Origin of the sequence: Frankia sp. R82 (assembly GCF_023716925.1) — a bacterium.
Lineage (GTDB): Bacteria > Actinomycetota > Actinomycetes > Frankiales > Frankiaceae > Frankia.
On sequence record NZ_JAMQQG010000314.1, the window covers coordinates 1 to 26,455 of the forward strand.

General features: G+C 72.5%; 20 protein-coding genes. 5 read left to right on the forward strand and 15 right to left on the reverse strand.

The window, feature by feature from the left end:
* Positions 1-1,364: serine/threonine-protein kinase (locus ND747_RS25750; protein WP_251736790.1), on the reverse strand; the 1,364-nt coding region annotated here is incomplete at its 3' end.
* Positions 1,365-1,839: 475 nt separating this feature from the next.
* On the opposite strand from ND747_RS25750, the gene ND747_RS25755 reads away from it, so the two are divergent.
* Together ND747_RS25755 and ND747_RS25760 are read left to right on the forward strand one after the other, a co-directional pair.
* Positions 1,840-2,889 carry an NAD(P)-dependent alcohol dehydrogenase gene (locus ND747_RS25755; RefSeq protein WP_251736791.1) on the forward strand — a complete coding sequence of 350 codons (1,050 nt, stop codon included), beginning with the start codon at positions 1,840-1,842 and terminating at the stop codon, positions 2,887-2,889.
* A gap of 385 nt (positions 2,890-3,274) precedes the next feature.
* A complete protein-coding gene (locus tag ND747_RS25760) occupies positions 3,275-3,622 on the forward strand; it encodes a ferredoxin family protein (protein ID WP_251736792.1) in 348 nt (115 codons plus the stop codon).
* Between the two features lie 271 nt (positions 3,623-3,893).
* On the opposite strand, the gene mdoC is transcribed toward ND747_RS25760, so the two are convergent.
* The 14 genes from mdoC to ND747_RS29560 all read right to left on the reverse strand — a co-directional run bounded on the left by mdoC (position 3,894) and on the right by ND747_RS29560 (position 22,940).
* The gene (gene mdoC / locus ND747_RS25765) at positions 3,894-5,240 is read right to left on the reverse strand and encodes a glucans biosynthesis protein MdoC (RefSeq protein ID WP_251736793.1); all 1,347 of its coding nucleotides are present in this window, start codon (positions 5,238-5,240) and stop codon (positions 3,894-3,896) included.
* A gap of 369 nt (positions 5,241-5,609) precedes the next feature.
* Positions 5,610-6,248, reverse strand: a complete 639-nt coding sequence (locus ND747_RS25770; RefSeq protein ID WP_374216324.1) for a nucleotidyltransferase domain-containing protein — start codon at positions 6,246-6,248, stop codon at positions 5,610-5,612.
* A 438-nt stretch (positions 6,249-6,686) separates the two neighbouring features.
* The gene (locus ND747_RS25775; protein WP_251736796.1) at positions 6,687-7,463 is read right to left on the reverse strand and encodes an alpha/beta fold hydrolase; all 777 of its coding nucleotides are present in this window, start codon (positions 7,461-7,463) and stop codon (positions 6,687-6,689) included.
* A 36-nt stretch (positions 7,464-7,499) separates the two neighbouring features.
* Entirely contained in the window at positions 7,500-8,849 is a 1,350-nt protein-coding gene (locus ND747_RS25780; protein WP_374216325.1) for an MFS transporter, read from the reverse strand.
* A gap of 708 nt (positions 8,850-9,557) precedes the next feature.
* Positions 9,558-11,201 (reverse strand): FAD-binding oxidoreductase, encoded by a 1,644-nt coding sequence (locus tag ND747_RS25785; protein WP_251736798.1) that lies wholly within the window; start codon positions 11,199-11,201, stop codon positions 9,558-9,560.
* Complete coding sequence (locus ND747_RS25790; protein ID WP_251736799.1) at positions 11,201-13,213, reverse strand: rhodanese-like domain-containing protein; 2,013 nt, start codon at positions 13,211-13,213, stop codon at positions 11,201-11,203. Before ND747_RS25790 ends, ND747_RS25785 begins: the two co-directional genes overlap by 1 nt.
* A gap of 4 nt (positions 13,214-13,217) precedes the next feature.
* Positions 13,218-14,951 (reverse strand): ABC transporter ATP-binding protein, encoded by a 1,734-nt coding sequence (locus tag ND747_RS25795; protein ID WP_251736816.1) that lies wholly within the window; start codon positions 14,949-14,951, stop codon positions 13,218-13,220.
* A 116-nt stretch (positions 14,952-15,067) separates the two neighbouring features.
* A complete protein-coding gene (locus ND747_RS25800; protein WP_251736800.1) occupies positions 15,068-16,180 on the reverse strand; it encodes an ABC transporter permease in 1,113 nt (370 codons plus the stop codon).
* Positions 16,181-16,192: 12 nt separating this feature from the next.
* A complete protein-coding gene (locus ND747_RS25805) occupies positions 16,193-17,143 on the reverse strand; it encodes an ABC transporter permease (RefSeq protein ID WP_251736801.1) in 951 nt (316 codons plus the stop codon).
* Positions 17,144-17,351: 208 nt separating this feature from the next.
* Complete coding sequence (locus ND747_RS25810) at positions 17,352-19,022, reverse strand: ABC transporter substrate-binding protein (protein ID WP_251736802.1); 1,671 nt, start codon at positions 19,020-19,022, stop codon at positions 17,352-17,354.
* Between the two features lie 148 nt (positions 19,023-19,170).
* Positions 19,171-20,403 carry an acyl-CoA dehydrogenase family protein gene (locus ND747_RS25815; RefSeq protein ID WP_251736803.1) on the reverse strand — a complete coding sequence of 411 codons (1,233 nt, stop codon included), beginning with the start codon at positions 20,401-20,403 and terminating at the stop codon, positions 19,171-19,173.
* Positions 20,400-21,569 (reverse strand): LLM class flavin-dependent oxidoreductase, encoded by a 1,170-nt coding sequence (locus ND747_RS25820; protein ID WP_251736808.1) that lies wholly within the window; start codon positions 21,567-21,569, stop codon positions 20,400-20,402. The genes ND747_RS25815 and ND747_RS25820 overlap by 4 nt, the downstream gene beginning before the upstream one ends.
* Before the next feature lie 51 nt (positions 21,570-21,620).
* Positions 21,621-22,550: an alpha/beta hydrolase gene (locus ND747_RS25825; RefSeq protein ID WP_251736809.1), complete on the reverse strand. Its 930-nt coding sequence runs from the start codon at positions 22,548-22,550 to the stop codon at positions 21,621-21,623.
* 261 nt (positions 22,551-22,811) lie between these two features.
* Positions 22,812-22,940, reverse strand: a complete 129-nt coding sequence (locus ND747_RS29560) for a hypothetical protein (RefSeq protein WP_285901135.1) — start codon at positions 22,938-22,940, stop codon at positions 22,812-22,814.
* Positions 22,941-23,297: 357 nt separating this feature from the next.
* On the opposite strand from ND747_RS29560, the gene ND747_RS25830 reads away from it, so the two are divergent.
* The 3 genes from ND747_RS25830 to ND747_RS25840 form a co-directional block, all read left to right on the forward strand.
* A complete protein-coding gene (locus ND747_RS25830) occupies positions 23,298-24,635 on the forward strand; it encodes an EAL domain-containing protein (protein ID WP_251736811.1) in 1,338 nt (445 codons plus the stop codon).
* 11 nt (positions 24,636-24,646) lie between these two features.
* Positions 24,647-25,990, forward strand: a complete 1,344-nt coding sequence (locus ND747_RS25835) for a hypothetical protein (RefSeq protein WP_251736813.1) — start codon at positions 24,647-24,649, stop codon at positions 25,988-25,990.
* Between the two features lie 284 nt (positions 25,991-26,274).
* Positions 26,275-26,455, forward strand: a 181-nt coding sequence (locus ND747_RS25840; protein ID WP_251736815.1) for a hypothetical protein, incomplete at its 3' end; no start/stop codon positions are given.

The following is a 26,455-nucleotide window of genomic DNA, read 5'->3' on the forward strand; positions in this document are numbered from 1 at the left end:
GCCCCGGGCCCACCCGCCCGCCGATCAGGCCCTTCACGGCCGCCCACCGCCCCGACAGCCCCGACAGCCCCGGTCCCCGGCGCCCTGACGGGCACCCCGGGCACGGCGGCCTCACCCGACACGGCGGCCCCACCCGGTCCACCGGGGAGATCGGGTGCGCCGACAGCCGGCGGCGAGTCCCGAACCGGGGTCAGGACGGCACTCGTCTCACCCGCACCAGCCGCCGAACTCGTTGGCGGCGGTTCGTCCGGGCCGGTCGCGCCGTGGCCCTCGTCGGGCGAGACGTCCGCCGGAACAGGCACCTCGGCCACGGCTGGCCGGCCCGAGGAGGGCGCAGTCGACACAACCGGCAGTGCCGTGGCCGTCACCGGTGCGGCCGTCAGCGGTATGACCGTTGGGAATGCGCGCGGTGGTGGCGCCGGCAGGATGTCGAGACAGCTGCTCACGGCGGCCGGCGCATCGCCGGGGCGGATCAGCGCCCGGACCAGGTCGTCGGCGCTGGGGCGGGTGGCGGATTCCCGGCTCATCGCCGCGTGCACGAGCGCGGTCAGGACACCGTCGCCCAGTGCGGCGTCGAACCGGTCGAAATCAGGCTCGGCGCATTGCAGCCGACGCAGCTGCTGGGCGGTCGTTCCGGTACCGAAGGGCGGCGCGCCGGTCGCGGCGAACATCACCAGTCCGCCCCAGGCGAAGATGTCCGCGGCGCCGCTGACCCGGTGGCCGCTGGCCTGTTCGGGCGACATGTACGTCGGTGCGCCGGTGAGCCGGCCCCGGGGGCCGCGTGGGGCGTCGTCGGACACCCGCGCCAATCCCAAGTCGATCACCGTGGGACCCAGCGGGGACAGCAGCACGTTGGCGGGGCTGAGGTCGCGGTGCACCAACCCCACGCCGTGCATGGCACGCAGCGCCGTGGCGACCCGCACGGCGACCCGTTCGACATCGGCCGGTCCAAGTGGGCCCTGGGCGGCAACCGCCCGGGCCAGGGGTGGGCCGTCGACGAACTCGGTGACCAGATACAACGCGCCCGCCACGTCGCAGGCCACGTCGAACACCTGCGCGGTGCACGATCGCGCCATCCGCCGGGCCGCCGCCGCCTCCCGGCAGAACCGTTCCCGGTAGCGGGAAATGCGGGCGATCTCCGCTCGGATCACCTTGACGGCAACGAGACCGGTATCACGGCCGCGGCCGAGGAAAACGGTGCCCATGCCGCCTTCACCGAGTCGGCCGAGAATCTGGTAGTCCCCCAGCAGCCGGGGATCGCCGGGCCGCAGGGGGTCGGGGCGGGTGGTCAGCCCGTTCGGTGTTTCCTGCACCTCGAGGGCCAGGTCCTGCGACGCTCGGACGTCCTCGTCGCGCGCATCCACATGTCCTCCGTACGGCCGACATGAGCGGGCGGTCGCCACCCGTCGGATCGTTCCTATCGCGAACTCGGCAGGTGTTCCGTTTTCCATCACCCGGGCAGGCCATACAGGCACCAGGCTCCGCCACCGGAACGGGAGCATCGCCACATCCGGTCACGGGCCCGAAAAGGCCAACGGGCGGAATTCCAGCGGCCTGTTCCGGCTATTCACGGCGCGCCATACCCGCACCGCCGCCGCCGGCTGGACGACGATCACCAGCGGGGACGGCGACCCCGCGGCGCGCAGGACCCGACCACCGGTCCACCGGACGGGCCTCACACCGACTTGCCGATGCCGACCGGCCCGTCCGGGTGATGCCGCCTTGCTTCGTCGCACCCCCGCATGGGCCATCGGATCGCCCCACGCGGTGCCGCCACCCGCACTCGCACAATGGGGGTCGAGCGGTCCCACTGGGCCGCCGTGATCCCGAAGGAGCTCCATGGCAACCAGCACGGCCCTGCTCGTCCGTACCCCGGGCGCACCGTTCGAACGTTCCACGATCACCCGCCGTGAGCTGCGCGCGCATGACATCCAGATCGACATCCACTTCGCCGGGATCTGTCACAGCGACATCCACCAGGTCCGTCAGGAGTGGGGGGCGGGCATCTTCCCGATGGTGCCCGGGCACGAGATCGCCGGGGTGGTCGCCGCGGTCGGATCCGGGGTGACCCGCCATCGCGTCGGTGACCGGGTGGGTGTCGGCTGTTTCGTCGACTCGTGCCGCGAGTGCGAGCCGTGTCGCGCCGGTGAACAGCAGTACTGCCAGCGCGGGATGGTGGTCACCTACAACGGGCGTGACCACGACGGCGAGGTCACCTACGGCGGGTACAGCCAGCAGATCGTCGTGGACGAGAACTATGTCGTGCACATCCCCGAGGCGATCCCGTTCGAGACGGCCGCGCCGCTGCTGTGCGCGGGGATCACCGTCTACTCACCGTTGCGGCACTGGCAGGCCGGCCCCGGCCGGCGGGTCGCCGTCGTCGGGCTCGGCGGGCTCGGCCACATGGGTGTCAAGATCGCCCACGCGCTCGGTGCCGAGGTCACCGTGCTCAGCCAGAGCCTCGCCAAGGAAAAGGAGGGCCTGCGGCTGGGGGCCGACCACTACCACGCCACCGGTGACCCGCGTACGTTCACCGCGTTGCGCGGCTCGTTCGACCTGATCCTCAACACCGTCTCGGCCACCCTGCCCCTGGACTCCTACCTGAGCCTGCTGCGCCTGGACGGGGCGATGGTCAACGTCGGGGCGCCGAGCGAGCCGAGCTCGCTGAACATGTTCTCCCTGATCACCCGGCGCGCCACCCTGGCCGGATCGAGCATCGGCGGGATCCGCGAGACCCAGGAGATGCTGGACTTCTGCGCCGAGCACCGGATGGGCGCGGAGGTCGAGGTGATCGGCGCAGGCGACGTCGACGCCGCCTACGACCGGGTCGTGCGCAGTGACGTGCGCTTCCGCTTCGTCATCGACATCGCCACCCTGGGCCAGGCATAACCCCGGGCGTGCCATAGCACCACCCCCGCTCGACCACTGACCCCGTTCCCGCGCCGACCGCCATGGGCACGGGGTCGGCGCGTCGACCAGGAAAACGGCGAGGATAAATCTGTCCACACAGATATCCTCGCCTTTTTCTTTGCGGTTTTCCCGGACGCTCTCCCGGAGACCAGACAGGGCCCTTTTCTCGCGAATATCTTGTTAACCTGACATTCACACCGGGCGACGTTTCGAAACCGACCCGCCCGCTACGATTCCCCTCGGGTTCGCCGTACGGCATTCCCACTCCGACCGGCGTCCGCCGGAAAGAAGTCGTAGGCCAGCCACGGGATGACCGGCCACGCGGCCATCGCCCGTACGTGTCGATCGGAAATGAGGGTTCACCATGGCGTTCGTCATCATGTCCGGGTGCATCGATGTCAAGGACGGCTCCTGCCTGGAGGGCTGCCCGGCGGACTGCATCTACGAGGGTGACCGCAAGATGTACATCCACCCGGACGAGTGCACCGACTGCGGTGCCTGTGCGGTCTCCTGCCCCATCGGCGCCGTCCTCAGCGACGACCGGATCAAGGCCAAGGACCAGGAGTTCCTCGACAGCGAGGCGGCGTTCTTCAGCGACGTCCTGCCCGGGCGCGACGAGCCCCTCGGCGAGCCGGGTGGCGCCACCCGCTTCGTCAAGGCCAACGGCAAGATCAACGCGGACACGCCGTTCATCGCCGGCTTCCAGAAGTAACGTCTGGACGTCGGCCCGCGTCCCGGCCGGTCCCGGCGATTCACCCCCCACGCCGGGCCCGGCCGCCCGTCGCCATCACCACGCCACACCGGTAGCACGCCCCCTGACGCCGCACGCCTCGACGCCCAGGTCGGGGCCAGCAACGGCAGATCGGCGCCGTCAACGGCAGAGTCGTGGACGTCGCGGTCATCAATGCCGCGGGGCCCGACATGGGGGGCGGATCATCCATGCAACGTCGGGGCGGGCCGCGCACCGCGGAACACGGTCCGGCTCACAGGTATCCACGTTGGCCCGGCGACCCCGGAACAACTCGCGGCTGGTAGACCCAGCTCAGCTGCTGGGTCGACTCGGCATCCGCCGGCACGCCACGACCGACGGCCAGCGGAACGGTGCTCTCCGGATCCAGGAAATCCTCCGGGTGGCCGGCCACCGGCCCACCCACCACCGCCGCGGAGGCCGGCCCCGCAACCGGCCGGGAAGCATCCTGCCGACGGCCGGACGTCGCCGGGAACTTGCCGTTGAACATCTTGCGCAGAAACGCCGACCTCAGTATGAGGAAATGGTGGACGGCGAGCGTCACGCCAATGGTCAGCAGCGCCAGCAGCAGCATTGTCGGCCAGTGCAGCGACGTGTCGAACCCGAACAGCGTGGCGAGGACGTAGATGAAGAAGAAGTGGAAGAGGTAGACCGTGTAGGAGGCGTCGGCGAGATAACGGGCGGCCGGGCGTGGCCCGGGGACGAGCCGGGCACCGAACGCGAACAGGGTGGCCACCAGCGCGATCGAGAAGACGGTGTTCGTCAGCACCTGCCCGGTGCCGGACGCAAGCTGCGCGACCCACCCCCGTTCGGACGCGAGCAGCGCGAGCCCGGAGACCGCGAGCAGCACCGGCGCGGGACGTTGGAAATGCGCCAGCAGCCGGCTGCGGTCCAGGTAGAGCAGCACCCCGAGGCAGTAGAACGGCAGGAACTCCAGGGTGAACCGGGCGAGTTCGCCGACGGTTCCGGTGCCGAGCACCGGTTCGACGACGGCGCGACGCCCGCCGCGAAGCACGATGGTGAACGCCAGCATCGCCACCACGATCGTGGTCATCGTGCGCAGCCGCCCGGCCGTCGCCTGCCGGAAGGCCGAGGTCGGCACGACCCGGGCGAGAATCATGACCACGGCCGGCGTGCACAGCACGTAGACGAGCAGCACGATGAGGAACCACAGGTGCAGCGTCCAGTGCAGTTCGCCCTGCGGGTGCGCAATGGTCTGCCCACGGAGGAAACCCAGGAACGAGACGTTCGGATTGTTGTGGTAGTTGTACGTCATCCACAGCGTCGGTGGATTGAACAACACCAGGGTGGACAGCAGCGGCGCTCCCACCGCGGCCACCCGGCGCCGCACGGTACGCCCCGCGCCGTACTTGCCGACCAGCATCGCCGACAGAAAGCCGGAGATCAGGTAGAAGCCCTGCATCCGGAACAGCCCGGACGCGTAGGCGATGCCCCGGAAGACGCGGTCATGGCCAAGCGTCGAGACGTGCACGAAGACGCCGACAAGCATGAACGCGCCGCGGAGCGCGTCCAGATGGTGGTAGTGGACGTCAGGCGCCGATGACGCCTTCGGTTCCCTCATCGTCTGGTCCCCAGTTCCCCTGAGCCCCAGATCTCCCCAGGCCAGGACGCGCGGGCCGGTACCGTCGCGCCGAGCCGGCCGACATCCGCCCTCGCGAGAACCACCGACGGCACCGGTAGCTCCCACGGACCGGCCACAGCCCCCCGATCGGCACAGACCAGACAATAGGGATACCAAACCACCGGCAACACTATCAATTCACAACATGCTCAGATCCGCGTACACCCACACCCGACCGGACTACTCCGCCCACGAAGGAGGGCAATTCCCCCTGCTCGTCCTTCGGCCTTCGAGGCATTTCCTGCCTCGGCCTGGTCGTTGGCCGGTGTGGTGCTGACGGGCGGCCTTGCACTCGCCGGGTGGCCCGGGTTACAGGTTCGCCTGCCAGCGGTGTCCTGGGTACGCGTGGGCGAGGAGCCGGGCCAGGGTCCGGCGCTGGGCTGGGGCCAGGTGCGGGATGGTCGCGTCGAAGTCCACCTGGTCCTTGGGGCGGACATGCTTGGCCTTGAACAGCAGGACCAGTTCGGGCGCCAGATACGGGATGCCCTCCGGAGTGCGGCGGATGATCTCGCCATAGGGAAAGCGGATCGTCTGGTCGTGCCGGCAGATCCAGGTCTCGCCGTCGTGGGGTTCTCGGAACACGTCCAGCAGGTAGTCGCCGGTGCCGTGGTCGCGCAGCCAGGTCTGGTGGGTGGCGGCCAGCACGTCCGCAGTGGCGTTCTCCCAGATCCAGCCGCTGCTGACCGCGTCGAAGGCATATCCGGGAAAACGATCGCGGATCTCGGGAAAGTTCGCGGCGGGAAGCGCGATCTCGATGTCCCCGTGCTCGCGCGTCTGCGTGCCGAGGAACAGATCCAGCGCCCAGCCCGCGGCCACGCACCAGGGTGCTGTGACCCCGGCGAGGCGCCGTGCGACCTGACCCGGGGTCCAGCACGAAGACCACCTGGCACCGAGGGCGTCAATCTCGGCGGGTGACAGCCTGGTACCGCCGGGCAGCTGCTCGTTCACTGGCATGAATCTATCAGCAGGAGCACTGACACATCACCACGGGCTGTCATTCCACATCGATCACCGACCGAGAATCCCCGCTTTCGCACACCGACTTCGGGATTCCCGCATGCGCATGGGAAGATCAGCGGGTTCGCGTTGCGTTCCCGGCCGTCGACAGACGGATTCGGACATCGCGCCTCGGGGGCAGAACGACGCAGCGCGGACCAGGTAGTCATCGTTGATCACACCGCCATAGCCTGCTGCGTGCCCGGGGGCGGTGACCTCCTGGTGCCAGACATGCGGCGGGTCGGAAAGGATATATGTCGCCAGCGAACTACACGATCCCTCGACGATGATCGCCCAGTCGGCGGTTGGGGTGTCGACACAAAGCAGGTCGCCACCGCCGGCTGGGAACAGCGTCCCGGCCGCGGCAGCGGTCGCCCCGGACGGGGTCGGTCAGGGAGCTGGTTGAGACGCGGGCAGCGACGACAGCACGCTGGTCAGGGTGTCGACGAGGGCGGGCTGCTGGTCGATCAGGTAGAAGTGGCCGCCGGTGAAGTGGCGCAGGTCGAAGGACGCGGTGGTGTGCTCGCGCCAGCGTTCGGCCTCGGCGGTGGTGACGCGGGTGTCGGTGTCGCCGATCAGGGCGACGACGGGGACGTCGATCACCGCATCGGCGCCGGGCTGGTAGGTCTCGATGGCCTGGTAGTCGGCCCGGGTCGGCGGGACGATCAGTTCGAGCAGCTCGGGCTCGGCGAGAATGCGCGGGTCGGTGCCACCGAGGCTGCCGAGCTCCGCGATGAACGCCGCCTCGGGCAACCGGTGGTAGGACTCGTCGCGGACCGTCGAGGGTGCACGCCGACCGGAGACGATCAGCACCGCGGGTGCCGGGCGCCCGGCCGCGGCCAGCCGCCGGGTCACCTCGAAGGCGACGATCGCGCCCAGGCTGTGACCGAACAACGCCAGCGGACGGTCGTCCTCGAGCCCGCCGACGACCTCGGCGAGCTCGTCGGCCAACGGTCCGATCGAGGTGTGGGCCGCCTCCAGCCGACGGTCCTGGCGGCCCGGGTACTGCACGGCCAGCACATCCCCCGTCGGGGCCAGCGCCTTCGCCAACGGGACGAAGAAGCTCGCCGACCCCCCGGCATGCGGGAACAGCAGCAGCCGTGGCCCGCTCGCCGGACCGGGCTGGAACCGCCGCAACCACCGCTCGCTGTCCGCAGACATCCCCATGACCGCAATTATAGGAGGCTTCGGCCTGCCCATCGGTCAAAGTCGGACGTCTCGCCCCGCCCGCTCCGGCGCTGCTGCCGGGACGTCCCCCGCTGCGCGGACATCCGCGGTCTCCCGCACATCCACCGTCACCGCGACAGCCACCCTCCCCGCCAGAGCGGCCTCTTCCTGCACGTCCACCGGCACGGAAGCCTCCCGGGCCCGAGGACCACCGCCGGCCCAGACCCGATCGGCAGTCCAGGCGACGATCGCCGCGATGGCCGAGATCACACCGCCGGCGTACAGCGCGGCCCGGGCGTCGGCCACCGCGGCAAGCCAGCCGACGAGCGCGGCGCCCAGCGGCGTCGTCCCCTGCATGATCAGGGTGTAGAGCGCCATCACCCGCCCCCGGTATGCCGGATCGCTGCCCAGCTGGACCCGGTGGTTCGCCGCCTGCATGAAGTACAGCGACGCAAAGCCGGTCACGGCGAACAGGCCGATGGCCGCCACATAGGACGGGGCGAACCCCGCAGCCGCCTCGAGCACCCCGAACCCGAACGCCGCACCCACCACCAGCCGCGCGGACGGCCGGGTGCGCCGCGTGGTGGTGACCAGCGCCGAGACCAGCGCACCGACGGCGAGCCCGGTGGTGAGCAGCCCGAACTTCGCCGCCCCCGCATGAAAGACGGTGCGGGCCATCAGCGGGACCGTGAGCTGGAAGTTCATCCCGACCAGGCCGACGGCCGCGACCAGCCCGAGCACCACCACCAGATCCCGCTCCCCGCGGACGTAGCGCAGCCCGTCGACGACCCGCACCACCCGCGCCGGATCCCGGGCCGAGCGGCGGATCTCCCCGGGGCGCATCAACCGCAGCCCGACCACGGTCGCCAGATAGCTGCCGGCGTTGATGGCCATCACCGGTCCGGTGCCGGCCACCGCGATGAGCGGCCCGGCCGCCGCGGGCCCGATGATGCGGGCAACATTGAAATAGCCCGCCGACAGCGCCGACGCGTTCGGCAGCAGCGCCGGCCCCACCAGCTCACTGATGAACGCCATCCGCGTCGGCGCCTCCACCGCGTTGACCACCCCGATCGCCGCCGCGAACAGACACACCTGCCACAGCCGCACCGCACCGGTGAGCACCAGCACCGCAAGGCCCGCGGCCAGCACTCCCGAGACCACGTTCGCGCCGGCCAGCAGCACCCGCTTGTCATACCGGTCGGCGAGCCGTCCCCCGTACAACGTCAGCACCAGCATCGGCGTGAACTGCAGCGCCGTGACCAGCGCCAGCGCACTCCCCGCATCATGCGTCAGCGAAAGAACGAGCCAGTCCTGGGCGGTGAACATGGCCCAGGTACCTGTTACCGAAAGCACCTGCCCGATCGCGAAAAGCCGAAAATTGTACACCCGCAGCGACCGAAAAACCCCACCGTCCCCGCCGCCCTGCGCCTCGTGGCCCCGCGCCCCACCGCCCCGCCTCCCGCCGCCTCGCATCCCACCGGCCTGCTTCCCGCCGCCCCACGCCCTGCCGGCCTGCCTCCCACCGGCCTGCCTCCCACGTTCCCCTGCTCCCCGGCCGGCCCCACCGCCCGCTCCACCCCTCTCCTCGCCTACTCCGCCTTTCCCCCCGCCAACCTCACGGTTCCCAGCCCGACGGTCCCCGGCTCCCCCGCCAACCCCGTTCTCCTCGCCGCCGATGATCTGCTCCTCTTCCCAACCCGTCCGGACGCATCCATTTTCCCCACGACCGCAGATCGACGTCGGTCAACGGCCCGATCAGGGCGGCGCCCAGACCCAGAATCCTCGACGAACCTCGACGAACCTCGACGAACCTCGACGGGCGCCGACGCCGACGCCGACGATCAATCTGTGCCATGTGGAGGGTTATTCGTCATTCGAGCCCCTGATTCCACGAACAACCCTCCACATCAAGATCAGGCACGAAGTTCCCTGAGGTTTGTGTCGTGAATCGACGTCCATCCTGGGGGTGCAGGCCGACCGGCGCCGGCGCCTGCCTTCCGAACGGCGACAAGGAGAATGTCGGACAACCACATCGCCCAGGAAAGAGGAGAAAGGAGAAAGAACAGGAGAAAGGAACTTCGTACCGCCCCCCGGCTACAGGGCGCGGCCGGGGTTGAGGATGCCGGCGGGATCGAAGGCGGCGCGCAGGCGACGTTGCAGGTCGTGGCTGTGGGGGCCGAGTTCGGCGGCGAGCCAGCGGCGTTTGAGGACGCCGACGCCGTGTTCACCGGTGATGGTGCCACCGAGGTCGAGGGCCAGCTGGAAGATCTGTTCCGCGGCGTGCCAGGCGGCGGGGGGGAGGTCGGGGGCGGCAGGGTCGACGATGATGATGGGGTGCAGGTTGCCGTCGGCGGCGTGGGCGAGGGTGTAGATGTCGACGCCGGTGGCGGTGGCGATCTCGGCGACGCGGGCGACGGCGGTCGCGAGCTGGCTGCGGGGGACGGCGATGTCCTCGATCAGCGGGCGGCCGAGGCGTTCGAGGCTGGGCAGGGCGGCCACGCGGGCAGCGAGCAGGGGTCCGGCGGTGGCGTCGTCGGTGCTGCGGTGGACCACGCGGGCGCGGGCGGCGAGGATCGCCTCGGCCTCGTCGGCCTCCTCGACGGCGCCGGCGCCGTCGGTCTGGACGAGCAGGAACACGGCGCCGTGGGCGGCGAGGGTGCTGCCGGTGGCGGCGTCGACGGCGCGCACGGTGCGGTCGTCGAGCAGTTCGGCGACGGCGGGGACGATCCCGGCGGCGCCCAGGGCGGTGACGGCGTCGACGGCGGCGCCGACCGTGTCGAAGTAGCCGGCGAGGGTCACGGTGGCCCGCGGCAGCGGACGCAGCCGCAGGGTTGCGCCGACCACGACGCCGAGGGTTCCCTCGGAGCCGACGAGCAGGCCGGTCAGGTCGTAGCCGGCGACGCCCTTGACGGTGCGCCGTCCGGTGGAGATCACTTCGCCGTCGGCGAGAACGACCTCGAGGCCGAGGACGGACTCACGGGTGACGCCGTACTTGGCGCAGCGCAGGCCGCCGGCGTTCGTGGCGATGTTCCCGCCGACGGTGGAGATCGACGCGCTCGCCGGGTCGGGGACGTAGCTCAGGCCGACCCGGCGGGCGGCTGCGTCCAGGTCTGCGGTGATCACGCCGGGTTCGACGACGGCGACGCCGTCGGCGACGGACAGCTCGCGGATGCGGTTCATCCCGGCGAGATCGAGCACCACCCCGCCGGCTCCGGCGGCGGCCCCGCCGGCCAGGCCCGTGCCGGCGCCGCGCACGGTCACGGGCACCCCGCGGGCGGACGCGACCCGCAGCACCGACTGCACGTCCGCGGTCTCCCGGGCGAAGGCGACGCCGAGTGGACGGCCCGGCGGGATCCAGCCGGAGCGGTCGAGCCGGTGGGCATCGATGATCGCCGGGTCGGTGCTCCAGCGTCCCACCGGCAGGGCGACGGCGAACGCCTCCGCCACCGCGGCCAGCGCCGCCTCACTGCGCCGCCCACCGCCGGGCCCGCCCAGGCCGCCCAGGCCGGTGGAAACGACCGATCCAGCGGAGCTGGTCGAACCAGCGGAGTCGACCAGCCCCACGGTGCCTGCCGATCCCGTTGCGCCGACCAGCCCCACGGTGCCTGCCGATCCCGTTACGCCGACCGGCCCCGCGGACGCGACCAGCCCCGCGGACGCGACCGGGCTGGCGGACACGACCGGGCTGGCGCTGGCGGGAAGGCCGGTGTCCACCTCGGTGCCCGCCTCGGAGCTCATCAGGCGCCGGTGGCCACGGGTCGGGTGGGATCGGACGACCAGGCCGACCACGATCCGGGGTACAGGGCGGCGTCGACGCCGGCGACGGCGAGTGCGGCGATCTGGTGGGCGGCGGTGACGCCCGATCCGCAGTAGACCCCGACCGGCGTCCCGGGCTGTTGTTCGGCCACCGAGATGCCGAGGGCCGCGAAGCGGGTGCGCAGGTCGGCGGCGGGGCGGAAGCGGCCGGTGGCGTCCAGGTTGTCGCCGGTGGCGGCGCTGACGGCGCCGGGGATGTGGCCGGCGCGGCGGTCGATCGGTTCGACCTCGCCGCGGTAGCGCTCGGCGGCGCGGGCGTCGAGCAGGACGCCGTCGGTCGCGAGGGCGGCGGCCGCGTCGGCGTCGAGGACGGGCAGGTGGCCGGCGGTCAGGACGATGTCGCCGGGTTCGGGGACGGTCTCCCCCGCCTCCAGCGGCAGGCCGGCGTCGCGCCAGGCGCCCAGGGCACCATCGAGGATGCGCACGTCGGACACGCCGGCCCAGCGCAGCAGCCACCAGGCACGGGCGGCGGACAGGCCGCCGGCGTCGTCGTAGACGACCACCGGACGTCCGGCGCGCAGCCCCCAGCGGCGGGCGGCGCGCTGCAGATCGTCGAGGTCGGGCAGTGGGTGGCGGCCGGCGGTGCCGTCGCCGGTGGCGGCACGGGCGTGGTCGGCGAGTTCGGTGTCGAGGTCGACGTAGACGGCGCCGGGCAGGTGGGCCTCGCGGTAGTGGTCGTGGCCGTGCGGGTCACCGAGGGCCCAGCGCACGTCGAGCAGCAGGGGCGGGGTGGCCGAGTCCAGCTCCGCACGCAGCGCCGCCACCTCGACCAGCACCGGACCCGCGCTGGCGGGAACGGCCGCGCTGGCGGGAACGGCCGCGCTGGCGGGAGTGGCGAGGGCGAGCAGGGCCTCGAGATCGGCGTCGCCGAGGCCGCCGGGCGGGACGCGGCGGCGGGCGGCGCTGGCGATGCGGGCCTGTACGCCGGCGTTGACCGGGGCGGTCAGGCCGTGCAGGCGGGCGAGCAGGACGATCTCGCCGTTGAGGTAGTCGGATTCGACCGAGCCGCCGCGGGCGAGGCTCTGCCAGGTGGAGCTGCCGCCGCGGACATGGCCGGGGATGTCGGCGATCACGAGGTCACGCAGGTCCAGGCCGGCCGGCTGGCCGCTGGCCACGTCGATACCGGCGGCGGCGAACACCCGGCGGGCCTCGGCGACGAGTTCGGCACCGGCGGCGTCGCGGCGCGGGCCGGGCGGGTAGAGCGCGTCGAGGTTGTAGGCGAGGTTGCCCAGCAGCTTGCCGGCCTTCCAGCGCTCGATGTCGTCGACCAGGTGCACGGCCACCGAGGCCCGCCGCAGGTCGTCGGCGATGCCGGCCGTGACCGCGTCCACGCCGGCGTCCGTGGCCCCCGAGGTGGCCCCCGCGGTGATTCCTGCGCCGGACGTCCCTGGGGTGCGGCCGAGCAGGAGGGCGGCGACGAGCGGGGTGGCCGGGGAGACGACCTCGCCGGGGCGCAGGTGCGACGACGGGCTGTACACCACGGCGTCCAGGACGGTGGCGAAGCGGCGCAGGGCGGCGCGGGCGCTGTCCAGGCCGTTCTGTAGCAGGACGACGGGCAGCACCTCGGCTGCGGCGGCGGCTCCGCCGTCGACGGGGGCCCAGGCCCATTCGGCGAGCACCGCCTCGGCGTCCTGGACCTTGGTGGCCAGGATCAGGACGTCGCCGCTGCGCAGGTCGACCTCGGCCGGGCCGGCGGCGACGGGCAGGTCGAGCTGGTGGACGACCGGGTCACCGCCGGCGGTGGCCGGCGGGCGCAGGTAACGCAGTCCGCTTTCGCGCAGCGCGGCGAGGTTCGCCCCGCGGGCGACGACGACGACGTCGATGCCGGCCAGCTGCAGTTCCGCGGCCACGGTCGCACCGACCGCACCGGCGCCGATGATCACGTAGCGCCGGGTCGCGGTCGTTTCCCCGGCTACGGGTGCAGAGCTGGTCATGACTTCATCCTTTCAGTCCGACGGCGGCGCCGGACTCGCTTTTCAGGCTCGGGCCGACGGCGGCACCCGACCCCGCCGCGTCGGGCCCCGGGGCGGTCTCACCGGGCGGTCGGACGGTGGCACCGGCGAGGTCGGCGGCGAAGCGCTGGCCGGGGACGGCGTCGAGCAGTTCGCGGGTGTGCGCCTGGGCGGGGGCGGTCAGTACCGTGGCCGCCGGGCCGCTTTCCACGATGCGACCGTTGCGCAGCACGGCGACCTGGTGGGCGAGCGCGGCGACGACGGCGAGGTCGTGGGAGACGAACAGATAGCCGACGCCGAGCTCGTCCTGCAGGCGGGCGAGCAGGGTGAGGATCTGGTCCTGCACGGAGACGTCGAGCGCGGACACCGGCTCGTCGAGGAAGACGAGTTCGGGCGACAGCGCCAACGCCCGGGCGATCGCGACCCGCTGGCGCTGGCCGCCGGACAGTTCCGCCGGGCGGCGATCGGCGTAGGACACCGGCAGGGCGACCTGGTCGAGCAGCTCGCGGACCCGGGCGGCGCGGCTGGCCCGGTCACCGACGCGGAAGCTGACCAGCGGCTCGGCGATGCTCTGGCCGACGGTGAAATGCGGGTCCAGCGACGAGTACGGGTTCTGGTGGACGAGCTGGAAGCGGCGGCGCAGGGGGCGCAGCGTCGACCAGCTGGCGCCGGTGATGTCGGTGCCGTCGAGCCAGACCCGGCCGCGGGTGGGGGGTTCCAGGCCCATCGCGATGCGCAGTGCCGTGGTCTTGCCCGAACCGGACTCGCCGACCAGACCCAGGGTCTGGCCGGCGTGCACGGTGAGGCTCACGTCGTCCAGGGCGGTGAAGGTACGGGACTCACCGCCGCGGGGCAGCCGGAAGTCCTTGCCGACGCCGTCCAGGCGCAGCAGTGGCGCCGACACCGGCGTCGCGGTGGTGGTGTGTCGGGGCACGACGCCGCCGGCATGGGAGAGCGCGGGGGCGACGGAGATGAGGTGGCGGGTGTAGTCCTCGCGCGGGTGCAGCAGGATCTCGCGCGGGCCGCCCTGTTCGACGATGCGACCGCGGCGCATCACCACGACCCGGTCGGCCCGGTCGGCGGCGACCCCCAGATCATGGGTGATGATCAGCAGGGCGGTACCGGACTCGCGCACGAGACTCGCGAGATGGTCGAGGATGCGGCGCTGGACGGTGACGTCCAGGGCACTGGTCGGCTCGTCGGCGACGATCAGGCGGGGATGTCCGGCGAGCGCGATGGCGATGAGCACCCGCTGGCGCAGTCCGCCGGAGAGCTCGTTCGGGTACTGGCGGGCGCGCATCGCCGGCTGGTCGACCCCGGCGCGTTCCAGCGCCTCGCGGACCTCGGCGGGCACCAGGCGGCGGTCCACGCCGCGCCGGCGCACGGCCTCGCCGACCTGGGCCCCGATACGCATCGTCGGGTTGAGGCCGACCATCGGATCCTGCGGCACCAGGCCGACGAACGGGCCGCGCAGCTGGCGCAGCACCCGGTCGGAGGCACCGGTGACGTCGTTGCCGGCGAGCGTGATCCGCCCGGCGGTCACCACGCCGTTAGACGGCAGCAGGCCGAGGATGGCGTTGGCGGCCGTGGTCTTGCCCGAACCGGACTCGCCGACGACGGCGACGGTCTCCCCGGCGGCGACGACCAGGCTGAGGTCGTCGACGGCGGGCACGAGCCGGCCGTGCTGGCGGTAGCCGACGGACAGCCCGGCGAGTTCCACCAGCGTCTCGCCGGGCGGACGGACCGCGCTGGCGGAGACGTCGTTGTCCGGGCCGGTCGCGTTCGGGCCGGTCGCGTTCGGGCCGGTCGCGTTCGGGCCGGTCGCGTTCGGGCCGGTCACCGGTCCACCTCCTCAAGGGTGCGGGCCACGTGGTTGAGGCTGAACACGACCAGGCCGACGAACAGACCGGGCAGCAGCGACAGCCAGGGGCTGGTGATCAGGAAGTTGCGCCCGTGCGAGATGAGGCTGCCCCACTCGGCGGCCGGCGGTGGGGCGCCGAAACCGAGGAAGCTCAGGGTGGAGACCAGCAGCACGGCGGTGCCGAAGTCGAGCACGGCGAGCACGCCGACCGGACCCCACGAGTTCGGCAGGATGTGGCGCCACAGCACCCGTCCCCAGGACGCGCCGCCGGTACGGGCCGCCTCGACGTAGGGCTGCGAGCGGACCCGCAGCACCTCGGCCCGGGTGGTGCGGGCGAAACCGGGGGTGATGCCGACGGCTACCGCGATCGCCATCGGCACCAGGCCGAACCCGAGGGCGGTGATGATGGTCAGGGCCATCATCAGGATCGGGATGGCGAGCAGCACGTCGACGACGCGCATCAGCAGCACGTCGATCCAGCCGCCGAAGAAGCCGGACACGATGCCCAGGGCGAGGCCCGCGACGATGGCGATGAGCACCGACCCGCCGGTCACCTTGATCGTCAGGGTGGAGCCGTGCAGCATCCGGCTGAACAGGTCACGGCCCAGTTCGTCGGTGCCGAACAGGTGGGTGAAACTCGGCCCCTTCAGTTTGTCCGCCGGCGAGGTGTCCGAGGGGCTGTACGAGGTGAACAGCGACGGCGCCAGACCCGACACGATCACGAACAGGACGAACAGGACCGCCAGCACGAAGCCGGGCCGGCGCAGCAGCGGGCGCCAGGTGGCGGCGAGGCGCCCCCACCATCCCGGGACCTCCCCCAGGGCGTGCGTGTCGGCCTCGGAGATCTCGGCGGCCTCGATCTCGGCGGCCGCCCCGGGCGGACCGGCAGCGGCGGCGCGGGCGTCCGCGCCTGTCGACTCGGCCCGCTGGACGGGCGTCGCCAGTACCCCGCCCCGCCCCTGGCCGGGCGGTGAGGCGGCGACCAGCGGCGGGGCGGTCAGGGCCGCGCCGTCGTGCGGGCGGGCCGGGGCGGCCAAGGTGCCCGCGGTGGTCGGCGTGACGTGCGTCGTGGTCGCGTTGTCGGACATGGCGGGCCTCCCCTAGCCCGCCCGCGCGGCGGCGGCCACGCGCGGGTCGAGCAGCGTGTACAGCAGATCGACGAGCAGGTTGACCACGACGAAGCCGGCGGCGGCGATCAGCACGATGGCCTGCACGAGCGGCACGTCCTGGCCCAGGACCGCCCGCTGGGCGAGCTGGCCCAGGCCGTCCCGAGAGAAGACCGACTCGACGACCACCGCGTTGGTCACCGTGTAGCCGAGCAGGATGCCCAGCAGGGTCAGCGCCGGCAGGGACGCGTTGCGCAGCACGTGGCGCAGCTGCACCGTGCCGCGGGACAGACCTTTGGCGCGGGCGGTGGCGATGTGAGGCTCGCGCCAGGTGTCGGCGAAGCTGCGGATCAGCAGCTGGGCGAGCATCGCCGCGCCGAGCAGGCTCATCGTCACCGCGGGCAGCACCAGGCTGCGCCAGCCGTCCTCGCCGGTGGCCGGGAACCAGTGCAGCGAGAAGGAGAAGGCCTGGATGAGCAGCAGTCCGACGAAGAACTGCGGCAGCGACACCCCGACCGCGGGCAGCCGGGCCAGCAGGGTGCGCGCCGGACGCCACTGGACGTAGCTCGCCAGGTAGGCCAGGCCGATGCCGCCGATGACCATCAGTGGGAGGGCGACGAGGGTCAGTTCCAGGGTGGATCCGACCTTGTCGGTGATGAGCGACCCGACCGTGACGTTCTGGGTCAGTGACATCCCGAAGTCCAGGTGCAGGGCGTTCCACAGGCCGTGGAAGTACTGCGTGAGGATCGGGTCGTCCAGACCGTAGCGGTCCTTGAGGATGTGCAGCTGGGTCGGGGTGAGCTGGCTGATGTCGGCGCCGCCGGCGGACAGCTGCAGCGTGATCGGGTCGCTCGGCAACACGTGCAGGATGACGAAGACGACCGTGTAGGCGGCCCAGAGGACGGCCAGCGCCTGGGCGAGCCGGCCGGCGAGATAGCGAGGCATCAGATTCCCGGTCCTGTTCGGTTCCGGTCGGGTGCGGGTACGGGTGCGACCAGCGCAGGTTCAGGTGCGGGTCGGGTGGTGCGGGTGGTGCGGGTGGTGCGGGTGGTGCGGGTGGTGCGGGTGGTGCGGGTGGTGCGGGTGGTGCGGGTGGTGCGGGCCGGCCGGTCCTGGTGGTGCGGGCCGGCCGGCCCGGGACCAGCGCTGATGCCTACCTGTCGAGCCAGATGTCGTTGGCCCGCAGGAAGGCCTCCGAGGTGAACGCGAAGCCGTTCACCTTCTTGGAGACGCCGGCGGTCTGCAGTCGGTCGTAGAGCGGGTACGTGACCGCGTTGTCGATCAGGTAGTCCTGCAGCTCCTGGTAGGCGGCGCCGCGCTTTTCCGGGTCGACGGTGGACTGGCCGGTGGCGAACAGGGCGCTGACCCTGGCGGCGGTCGCCGCGTCCTGGCTGTACTTCGCCGAGTACTGCTTGGTGGCGGCCTGGTCGATGGCGGAGCCGAGCACGCTCGGGTCGGCCCGGGTCAGGTAGGAACTGACCAGGTCGTACTCGCCGGCGGTGGCCAGCGGGGTGTACTGCGCCTGGGTGACGACCTTGATCTGCAGGTCGATGCCGACCTTCTTGAGCTGGTCCTGGACGAGCTGGTCACCGGGGCTCGGTGACGGGGTGAGGTAGGTCAGGGTCAGCTTCTTGTCGGCCTTGTGCCGGTAGCCGTCCGAGCCGAGCGCCCAGCCGGCGCCGTCGAGCAGCTTCGCCGCGCCGGTCGGGTCGTGGGCGAGTTTGGCGGACTCGTCGGTGAAGTACGGGGTGCTCGATGTCAGCGGGCTCTTGGCCGCGGGATAGTCGTCCCAGAACAGCGTTTTCGCGTAGCTGGGCAGGTCCAGGGCCTTCTGGACGGCCTTGCGCACGGAGAGGTCGGCAAGCGGCCGGCCGCCGGTGACGTTCGGCAGGAGCAGACCGGCGATGCCGGGCAGGGCGCGCGTCTCGATGCTGGCGCCGGAGGCCTTGAGGACCTGCTGGTCGGCCTCGGAGATCGGCTGGCGGGGCCAGGCGATGTCAATGGTGCCGTTGGTCAGGCTGCCGACCCGGACGCTGTCCTCGGCGATGTAGCTGACGTCGATGCCCTCGAGGTAGGCCTCGCCCTTGTTCGCGACCAGCGAGCTCGGCCAGGCGTAGCCGGCCCGGCGGGTGAGCTTCGCCGACTTGGCCGCGGTGTAGCTGTCGAGGGTGAACTCACCCGAGCCGACGACCTTGCCGGCGCAGCGGGCCTCCGGCGTCTCCTTGTAGGTGGCAGGCGACAGGATCGCCAGCGTCGTCGTGGAGGTGGCCTGCAGGAAGCCGGCGTTGGGCTTGGTGAAGTCGACCTTGACGGTGGACGGGTCGACGACGGTGGTCGACGTGTACCCGGCCAGATAGGTGACGCCCAGGATGGAGCGAGGGCCGAGGTCACGCGTGCCATCGAGGGCGGTCTTCACGGCCGCCGCGTCCACCTTGGTGCCGTCACTGAACGTTGCGTCCGTGCGGAGTTTGAAGGTGAACTCGGTCGCCTGCGGGTTGACTGTCCAGCTCGTGGCGAGCCACGGGACGATCTTGCCGGTCTTCGGGTCCTGGTCGGTCAGCGAGTCGGCGATGTTGCGGTCGAGGCTGCGCGACTCGATCCAGTACACCTGGTTCGGGTCGATGCAGCCCTGCAGGTCGTTCCAGAAGGCGATCTTGAGCCGCCCGCCGGGCACGGGCTTGTCCCCCTGCGAACCGCCGCTGCCGGCGGCGTCCGACCCGGAGCCACCGCCGCTCCCGCAGGCCGCGAGGCTCACGGCTGCGAGGACGGAAACGGCGACTGCGGCCAGCCGCCGTCTCGTTCGGTGACGGTACGACGTGCTCATCTGATGGTGCTCCTTGCGCGAGGTCGGACAACAGCGGGACGAACAGTGACGCACCGGACGGACGCTTCGGGGGCAGGCCCGCCCGGGGACGGACCGACCGGCAACGGTCGGTCCGCAGGGGATTCAGCCGCTCAGGACAGCCACGGGGTCAGGGGGCGGCGGGGGTCTGGGGGGCGGCGGCGGCGAGGGTGCGCCGGCCGGCGGCGAGCAGGGCGGAGTCCTCCTGCGGCGGGTGCACCCGCACACAGTGGACGTCGCGCAGGTGGCGCTCGAGCGGGTTGTGCCGGGTCAGCCCCGGGTTGCCCAGCGCCGCGACCGCGGTCTGCACGGCGAGGATCGCCGCGCGGGCGATCAGCGGCTTGGCGACGATCACCCGCGCGGGGGCGCTCGGATCGCCGTCCTCGAGCCGGCGGGCGATTCCGAAGGCGATCTCCTCGGCGGCGATGAGCTGCGCCTCGATCTCGCCGGCGATCGTCTGGATCCGCTCGGTGGTGACGATCGGGCGGCCCAGCGCCGTGGGGACCCGCTCGTGGGCGAAGCGCAGGAAGAACTCCTGCGCGGCCCGGGCCACCCCGACGTATAGAGCGGTCGCGCCGAGTCCGACCGCGGCGAAGGCGGCGTCCGGCGGGGTCTGCGCCGACAGACGCTCACCGCGGAAGTACTCCTCGGGCACCACGACGTCGTGGTAGAGCACGTCATGGGTGCTGCTGGCCCGCAGCCCGAAGTGGTCCCAGGTGCGCACGATCTCGATGCCGGGTGCGTCGGCGGGCACGATGGCGTGGCCGAGCAGCGGGTCGTCCTCCTCGGTGGCGACCCACACCAGGTGGTAGCTCAGCCCCTCGGAGCTGGTCGCGAAACCCTTGTGGCCGCGGATCACCCAGCCGTCCGCGGTGCGCCGGATCTTCGTCGCCGGCAGGCCGCCGCGGACCGGGGCGCCGAGCTCCGGTTCGGCCCGGATCGCGTTGAGCAGCACCGGGCGCTCGAGCGAGTCGGCGACGACCCTGCGGTAGAGCTGTTCGGGCCAGAACGGCGCCCGGCCCTGCAGGACGTGCTGGAACACCGTCATCGACGAGATCAGCGCCACCGACGGGTCGCCCTTGCCCAGCGCCTCGAAGACCCGGATGCTGTCGGTGGGCGACAGACCCTGCCCGCCATAGCGCGGGGCGATCCCCAGGCGCAGCAGGCCGGCGTCGTGCACGGCGTGTACGCCCGCCCAGGGGAACTCGCCGGTGCGGTCGTACTCCTCGGCGGTGCTCGCCAGCGCGGCGGTGACGCGCGCCAGCGCCTCGTCCGACAGGTCGGCCACGGGGAGGGCCGGGGCCGTGTCGTCCGGCACCTGGGCCGCCGGGACGGCCGAGACGAGGTCGGTCGGGGCGGTCATGCGGAGGTCCCGGTGGCACCGACGGCGGCGAGCTCACGCCGGTCCAGGCCCGCGTCCGGGGAGACGACCTCGCCGCGCTGGCCGGTGGCCTCCCGGTGGGCCAGCTCCTGGCGGATCAGCGGCAGCACGTAGCGGCCGTAGTCGACCAGGTCGTTGTAGTTGTCGTAGCCGCGGATGGAGATGAGCTCGGCGCCGAGGTCGACGTAGTCGAGGATGGCGGCGGCCACCGTCTCCGGGGTGCCGACCAGCGCGGTCGAGGCGCCACCGGCGTTGGTCGCCTTCGCCGGCGCGGTCCACAGGGCCCGGTCGTGGACCTCGCCGCGTTCGGCCGCGGCCAGCAGCCGCTGGGAGCCGACGTTGGCCGGCGGGACGCCCCTGCGCCGCAGGAACTGGGCGGCCAGACCCGCCGACTCCGCCAGCACGCCCAGGGTGCGGTGCGCCTTCTCCCAGGCGAGCTCCTCGGTCTCGGCGATGATCGGCCGGAAGGTCACCCAGATCCGCGGGCGGTCACTGCGCCCGGCCAGGCGGGCCTGCTCGTACACGGCGTCGATCTGCTCCTGGGTCTCGCGCAGCGGCTCGCCCCACAGGCCGAAGATGTCCCCGAGCGCGCCCCCGACCCGGTAGGCGTCCGCGGACGACCCGCCCACCGACACCGGGATGGTGCCGTTGACCGGCCGCACCAGCGAGACGAAGTCCTCGAAGGAGTAGTAGGTGCCGGCGTGGTCGAACGCAGTGGTCGACGTCCACACCCGGCGCAGGATCTCGATGTACTCGGCCTGGCGGGCGTAACGCTGCTCCTTGGGCAGCCGGTCGCCCTCGCGGGCCTGCTCGTGGTCGTCGCCGCCGGCGATGAAGTGCACCACGGCCCGTCCGCCGGAGAGCTGGTCGAGGGTGGCGAGCTGCTTGGCGGCCACCGTCGGGTACATCGTGTTCGGCCGCAGCGCCACGATCGGACGCACCCGCTCGGTGTACTGGGTGAGGGCGGCGGCGAGGGTGAACGGGTCGTGCCCCGGCGAGCCGTAGGGCACCAGGGTGTAGTCGAAGCCGTAGTCGTCGAGCGTGCGGGCGTACCGCTGGAAGAACGGCCGGTCGATGGCGGCCAGGCCCAGCCGGTTGAGCTCGTTGGACGGGTTGACGTTGACGGCGCTGATGAACTCGACGGGCATGGATCCTCCGGACGGGCGAGGCGGGCGGGCGCAGCGGGACGCGGGGCGGGGTCAGACCCAGCGGGCGATCGTGGGCAGGTCCGCGCCGAGGCGCAGACGCTCGAGGAACAGCACGATCGCGGCGGCGGCGCTGCGGTGGGTGGCGTCGTTGAGCGCGTCGTGGCGGCCGCCGTCGATGGTCACCAGCTCGGCCCGCGGGGCGCTCGCGTACCGGGCGCGGGCCTGCCTCAGCGGGCTGACCAGGTCTGCCGTGCCGTGCAGGCCGAGGATCGGCGCGCTCACCGCGGCCAGGTCACCGTCGGTGAGCCAGGCCGCCGGCACCGGGCGTTCCAGTGCTCCGCGGCGCACGCCGGGGTCGGCGTCCAGGCGGGCCTGGTGGGTCGGACAGGCCGTGCGCGCCGCAAGCTCGGCCGTCCAGTCCTGCTCCCCCGCGCCGGCGGGCTCGTCCTGCTGGCCGTGCTCGTCGGTGGCCGTGGGCAGGCCGACGAGCAGCAGCGCGTCCACCTGCACCTGACCGGTCGCGGCGAGGGCGGCGACGAAGGCCGCCCCGGCGTCGGAGCCGGCAAGCACCCGCGGCGCGGGCAGATCGGGGTCGGCGAGCAGGGAGCTGACGTCCGCGGCCACCGTGATGGCCGCGTTGTCGTCCCGCGTGGGGTCGCCGACGGCCCGTACCCGGTAGCCGTCGGCCGCGATCCGGGTACCGAAGCGCTCGTAGACCCCGGGGTGCTCCCCCCGGCCCGCCACGACGATCACCGTTCCGCGCGCGGCCACCTGCGGCGGATTGTCCCAGGCCCGCACCGTCGCGAGCGCCGTGTCCGCGTGGTCTGACCCGGTGGCCCCGGACCCCGCCGGGGCGCTCGTCGACCGCGTCGCCGTCGCCGCCGCGGCGGTCGGCGTGGTGGCCGTCGGCGTGGTGGCCGTCGGCGTGGTGGCCGTCAATGTGGTCGCGGTGGTGCTGGGGATGAGCGGAGTGGAGGTCATCTCGGTGTCCTTCGTCCGGCGCATTGACGATCATCGAGTACGGAAATGGAAGATATTCACATAACGGACTAATAAATGCCTGATCTCGTCGGTGGTCGCCCGGCATCGTCCTGTGTGGTCACGGGAAAGCGGCGGAAGAAAGCAGGTTCCGACCACCCCGCTCCGATCGGTCCGGCCGGCCGGACCGCTCAGGGTGACGCTGTGGGGCGAGCCCTCGAAAGCGGCGCGACAGGAGGTCTCCCGGCCGCCGCCGCGGCGGTATCAGTACTGGATCCACGCGTGATCATCAGGCCGTCGTACCGCGATGAGCAGGGACGCCGGCAGGGCACGAGGGTCGGCCGGTTCGAACGCCGCCTGGCCGGCCAGGCGGCGGGCCAGGGGTGCGAACATGGCTAAGTCAGCGAATCGGACAGGCCGACGAGGCGAGGAAGCCGAAATCGACGACGCGCCGACGGGTCAGAATCCGCCGGGACGAAGAGGCGGGCAGGGCAACACCGCGCGGCGGAGCACTGAGCTCCCCACCCCCGATGATGTCTGACCTACCGAACATGTTCATCAGAATGGTGGGTTTTCCCGGCGATGTCCAACGCCGATCCGCGATGGCACCAATCAGCAAACGCGATTGGTCCGGCCCAGGTGGGCGACCCGGCCAGGCGGCCCCGCGGTACGGCCGGGTGCCCGCGCCCGACCGCGCATGGGCTCGGCCCCGCGGGGCATGTCTGCTCGTGGACACCGGAGGTGAGCGCCATGGCGGACGTGACGGTGGCGGCGATCGCACGGGTGGATCTGCCCCAGGCCGAGACCATCGTCGCCGACCTGCTCGACATCCTGCGCCGCCAGCTCGACATGGACCTCGCCGTGCTCGCCCGCGCCGAGCGGGAGCAGCTGGTGGTGCAGGTGCTGCGCGGCGATCCCGGCGCGCTGGGCCTGACCCCCGGTGAGCTGCTGGCCCGCGACGGCGACCTGCTCGGACGTCTGCTCGGTGGCCCCGCCCACGGCGCCGGTGCCCCCGGGGTCACCCCGTTCCTGGCGGACATCACGTGCGACGACACACCGTGCGGCGGCGTTCGCTCGACCACGTCCGCGCCGGTGTTCGACAGCAACGGTCGGATCTACGGCGTGCTGGCCTGTCTGGGCGCCCGGCCGCGGCCGGCGGCCGGCGCGGCGCGCGACGCACGGTTCCTGCGGCTGATGGCTGCCTTCCTCACCGACTCCGTCCTGGACCTGCAGGAGATGTGGACCCGACGCCGACGGGTGTGGCAGGAGGTCAGCGACCTGATCGACGGCGGCGGACCGCAGATGGTGTTCCAGCCGATCCTGCGGCTGCGCGACCGCCGGATCGTCGGGCTTGAGGCCCTGTCACGCTTTCCCGACCTCAGCACCGCGCCGCAGCACTGGTATGCGAACGCGGCGACCGTGGGCCTGGCCGCCGAGCTCGAACGCATCTCCGTCCACGGTGCCGTCAGCGTTCTGCCGATGCTGCCCAGGCACCTGACCCTCACCGTCAACGTGTCGCCGTCCACCCTGGTCGCCGGACTGCTGGATCTCGTCCCGCGCAACGCCGCCGGTCGCCTCGTCATGGAGATCACCGAGCACGAGCACATCAGCGACGACCAGCAGCTGCTGCTCGCGGTGCAGGAGCTGCGCACCCGCCGGATCCGCATCGCGATCGACGACATCGGCACCGGCTACGCCGGCCTCACCCAGCTGCTGCGCCTGCGCCCGGAGATCATCAAGCTGGACGGGGTGATCACCCGCGGCATCGACACCGACGCCGCCCGCCGGGCGATCGCCGCGGGCCTGGTCGAGGTCGCCCGCGAGATCGACGGGCGAGTGGTCGCCGAGGGCATCGAGACCCCCGGGGAACTCGCCACCGTCGAGGCCGCCGGCATCGGCTACGGCCAGGGCTTCCTGCTGGGACGGCCCACCCCCGCCGCCGACGTCATCGGGACGCCCGCCGACCTGGCGACGGCCAACGGCGCCGGACCGGCCGCCCGTGGTTCGCCGGGCGGCGTCCGTACGGGGTGGCCCGGGTGGATGACGTCGAGCGGACAGATCGGCCGGAGTGCGCCCGATGTCCCCTAGCATCGTCGGATATGACCGGGGTGGGCACGTCGTCGCAGCCCGCCACCGGTGCCCGGCCCGGCACGGGCAGCACGGCGGACGTCAGGTCCGGGCCGCGCGCGATGGCGCGGTGGTGGGCCTCGCCGCCCGGTCGGCTACGGCTGATCTCGATGGTGCTGACGGGGCTGCTGGTGGCGCTGTGGATCACGGCGTTCGTCGCGACCCGAGCGCGCCAGGGTGCGCTGGACGCGCTGTCGGGCCGGCCGGACGGCGGCCATGCCGCCACTCTCACCACGGCCCTGCGTCTGCGCTCGGACCTGGCCGCCGCCGACGCCGCCGCGACCCGCGCCCGACTCGGCGGCAACGGCGGAGACGAGGTCGCCCGGGCGCAGGAGGCCTACCGGCGGGCGATGACGGACGCCGGCGGGCAGCTCGTCGCCCTGGCCCGCGCGGCCGCTGATCAGACGCCGGCCCTCACCGTCATCGTGACCCAGCTGCCCCGCTACGGCGCCGAGGTGGAACGGGCCCAGGCGGAACGCTCGGAACTGATGTGGGGCACGCTGGTGCCGGCAACCGACCGGATCGTCGCCGCCGAGCAGGCCGGGGTCGAGCGTGAGCTGCGCCGAGCCGACGGCACCGGCCCGCTGCTGGGCATCGTGGTGATCGGCACCATGGCGTTCGGGGCGCTGGTCGCCACCCAGGTGTGGCTGGTGGGGCGCACCAACCGCATCCTCAGTCCCGCGCTCGCCGCCGCGGCGCTGCTGTCGGCGGTGGCCGTCGGCTGGGCGCTCGTCGCGTTCGGCGCCCAGCGCGATCACCTCGCCGACGCACGCGAGCACGGATACCGTCCACTGACCGCGGCGTCGCAGGCCCGGGTGCTGGCGCTGCGCGGCCGGACCGACGACATCCGCGCGCTGCTCGACCGGCCCGACGCACCGCGCCTGGACGCCGACTCCGCCGCCGCGAGTACCCGCCTGCACCACGATCCGGACGCCACCAGCGCCACCAGCGACAGCGGCGGTCTGCTTGCCACGATCGGAGCCCCCGCCGGCCCCGACCAGGCCGCCCGCGCGGCGCTCACCCCGGCGTGGTCGGCCTACCAGGACGTCGCCACGCGCATCCGGGAGGACGTCGACCGCCCTGACGGTCTGTGGCCGGCCGCTCTGCTCGCCCAACGCGACGCCACCGTTGCCTTCCGCGCCTTCGACGATCGATCCGTGGCCGTCGTCGGCACCAGCCGCGCCCATCTCGCCGACGACCTCAGCGCCGCCGCCGACGCCCTCGGCCTCGCGCCCGCCGCCGTGTCGATCGCCCTCGGTCTGGCCGTGATCCTCACCCTGGTCGGCCTCCAGCTGCGCATCAACGACTATCGCTAGCCCCGGACTTCGCCCGTGGATGCGCCGGTGCGGCCGGCCGCCGATGCCCGTCCGCGGGTACCCGGCGCGCCACCGGAGGGTGGTGATGCCGGCCACCTGCGGCGAGGCGCCGACCGGGCCGCATGAATGAGTCCAGCCCAGATGCCGCGATGCCGAGCCGGGGCAAACCGGGTCAGATGACGAGAAGGCGACAGCAGGCCGCAATCGGTGATCTGACGACCTACCATCGGTCATCGTGCGGGCGTCACACGAGCAGGCGGCCTGGCCAGCGACAAGGAGTACCCGTGACCGATCCCCAGCGCTGCCCGCAGCCCGGGTGCCGCGGCGTGCTCGCGGACGGTCGCTGCCCGCTGTGTGGTCAGACCCGTCATCCGGACGGCGCCAGCGCGCGTCCCACCGCCGCGCCGCCGCCGACCGTCGCGCCGCGTCCCAGCGTGATCCCGCCGGTGACACTTCAGCCGGTGG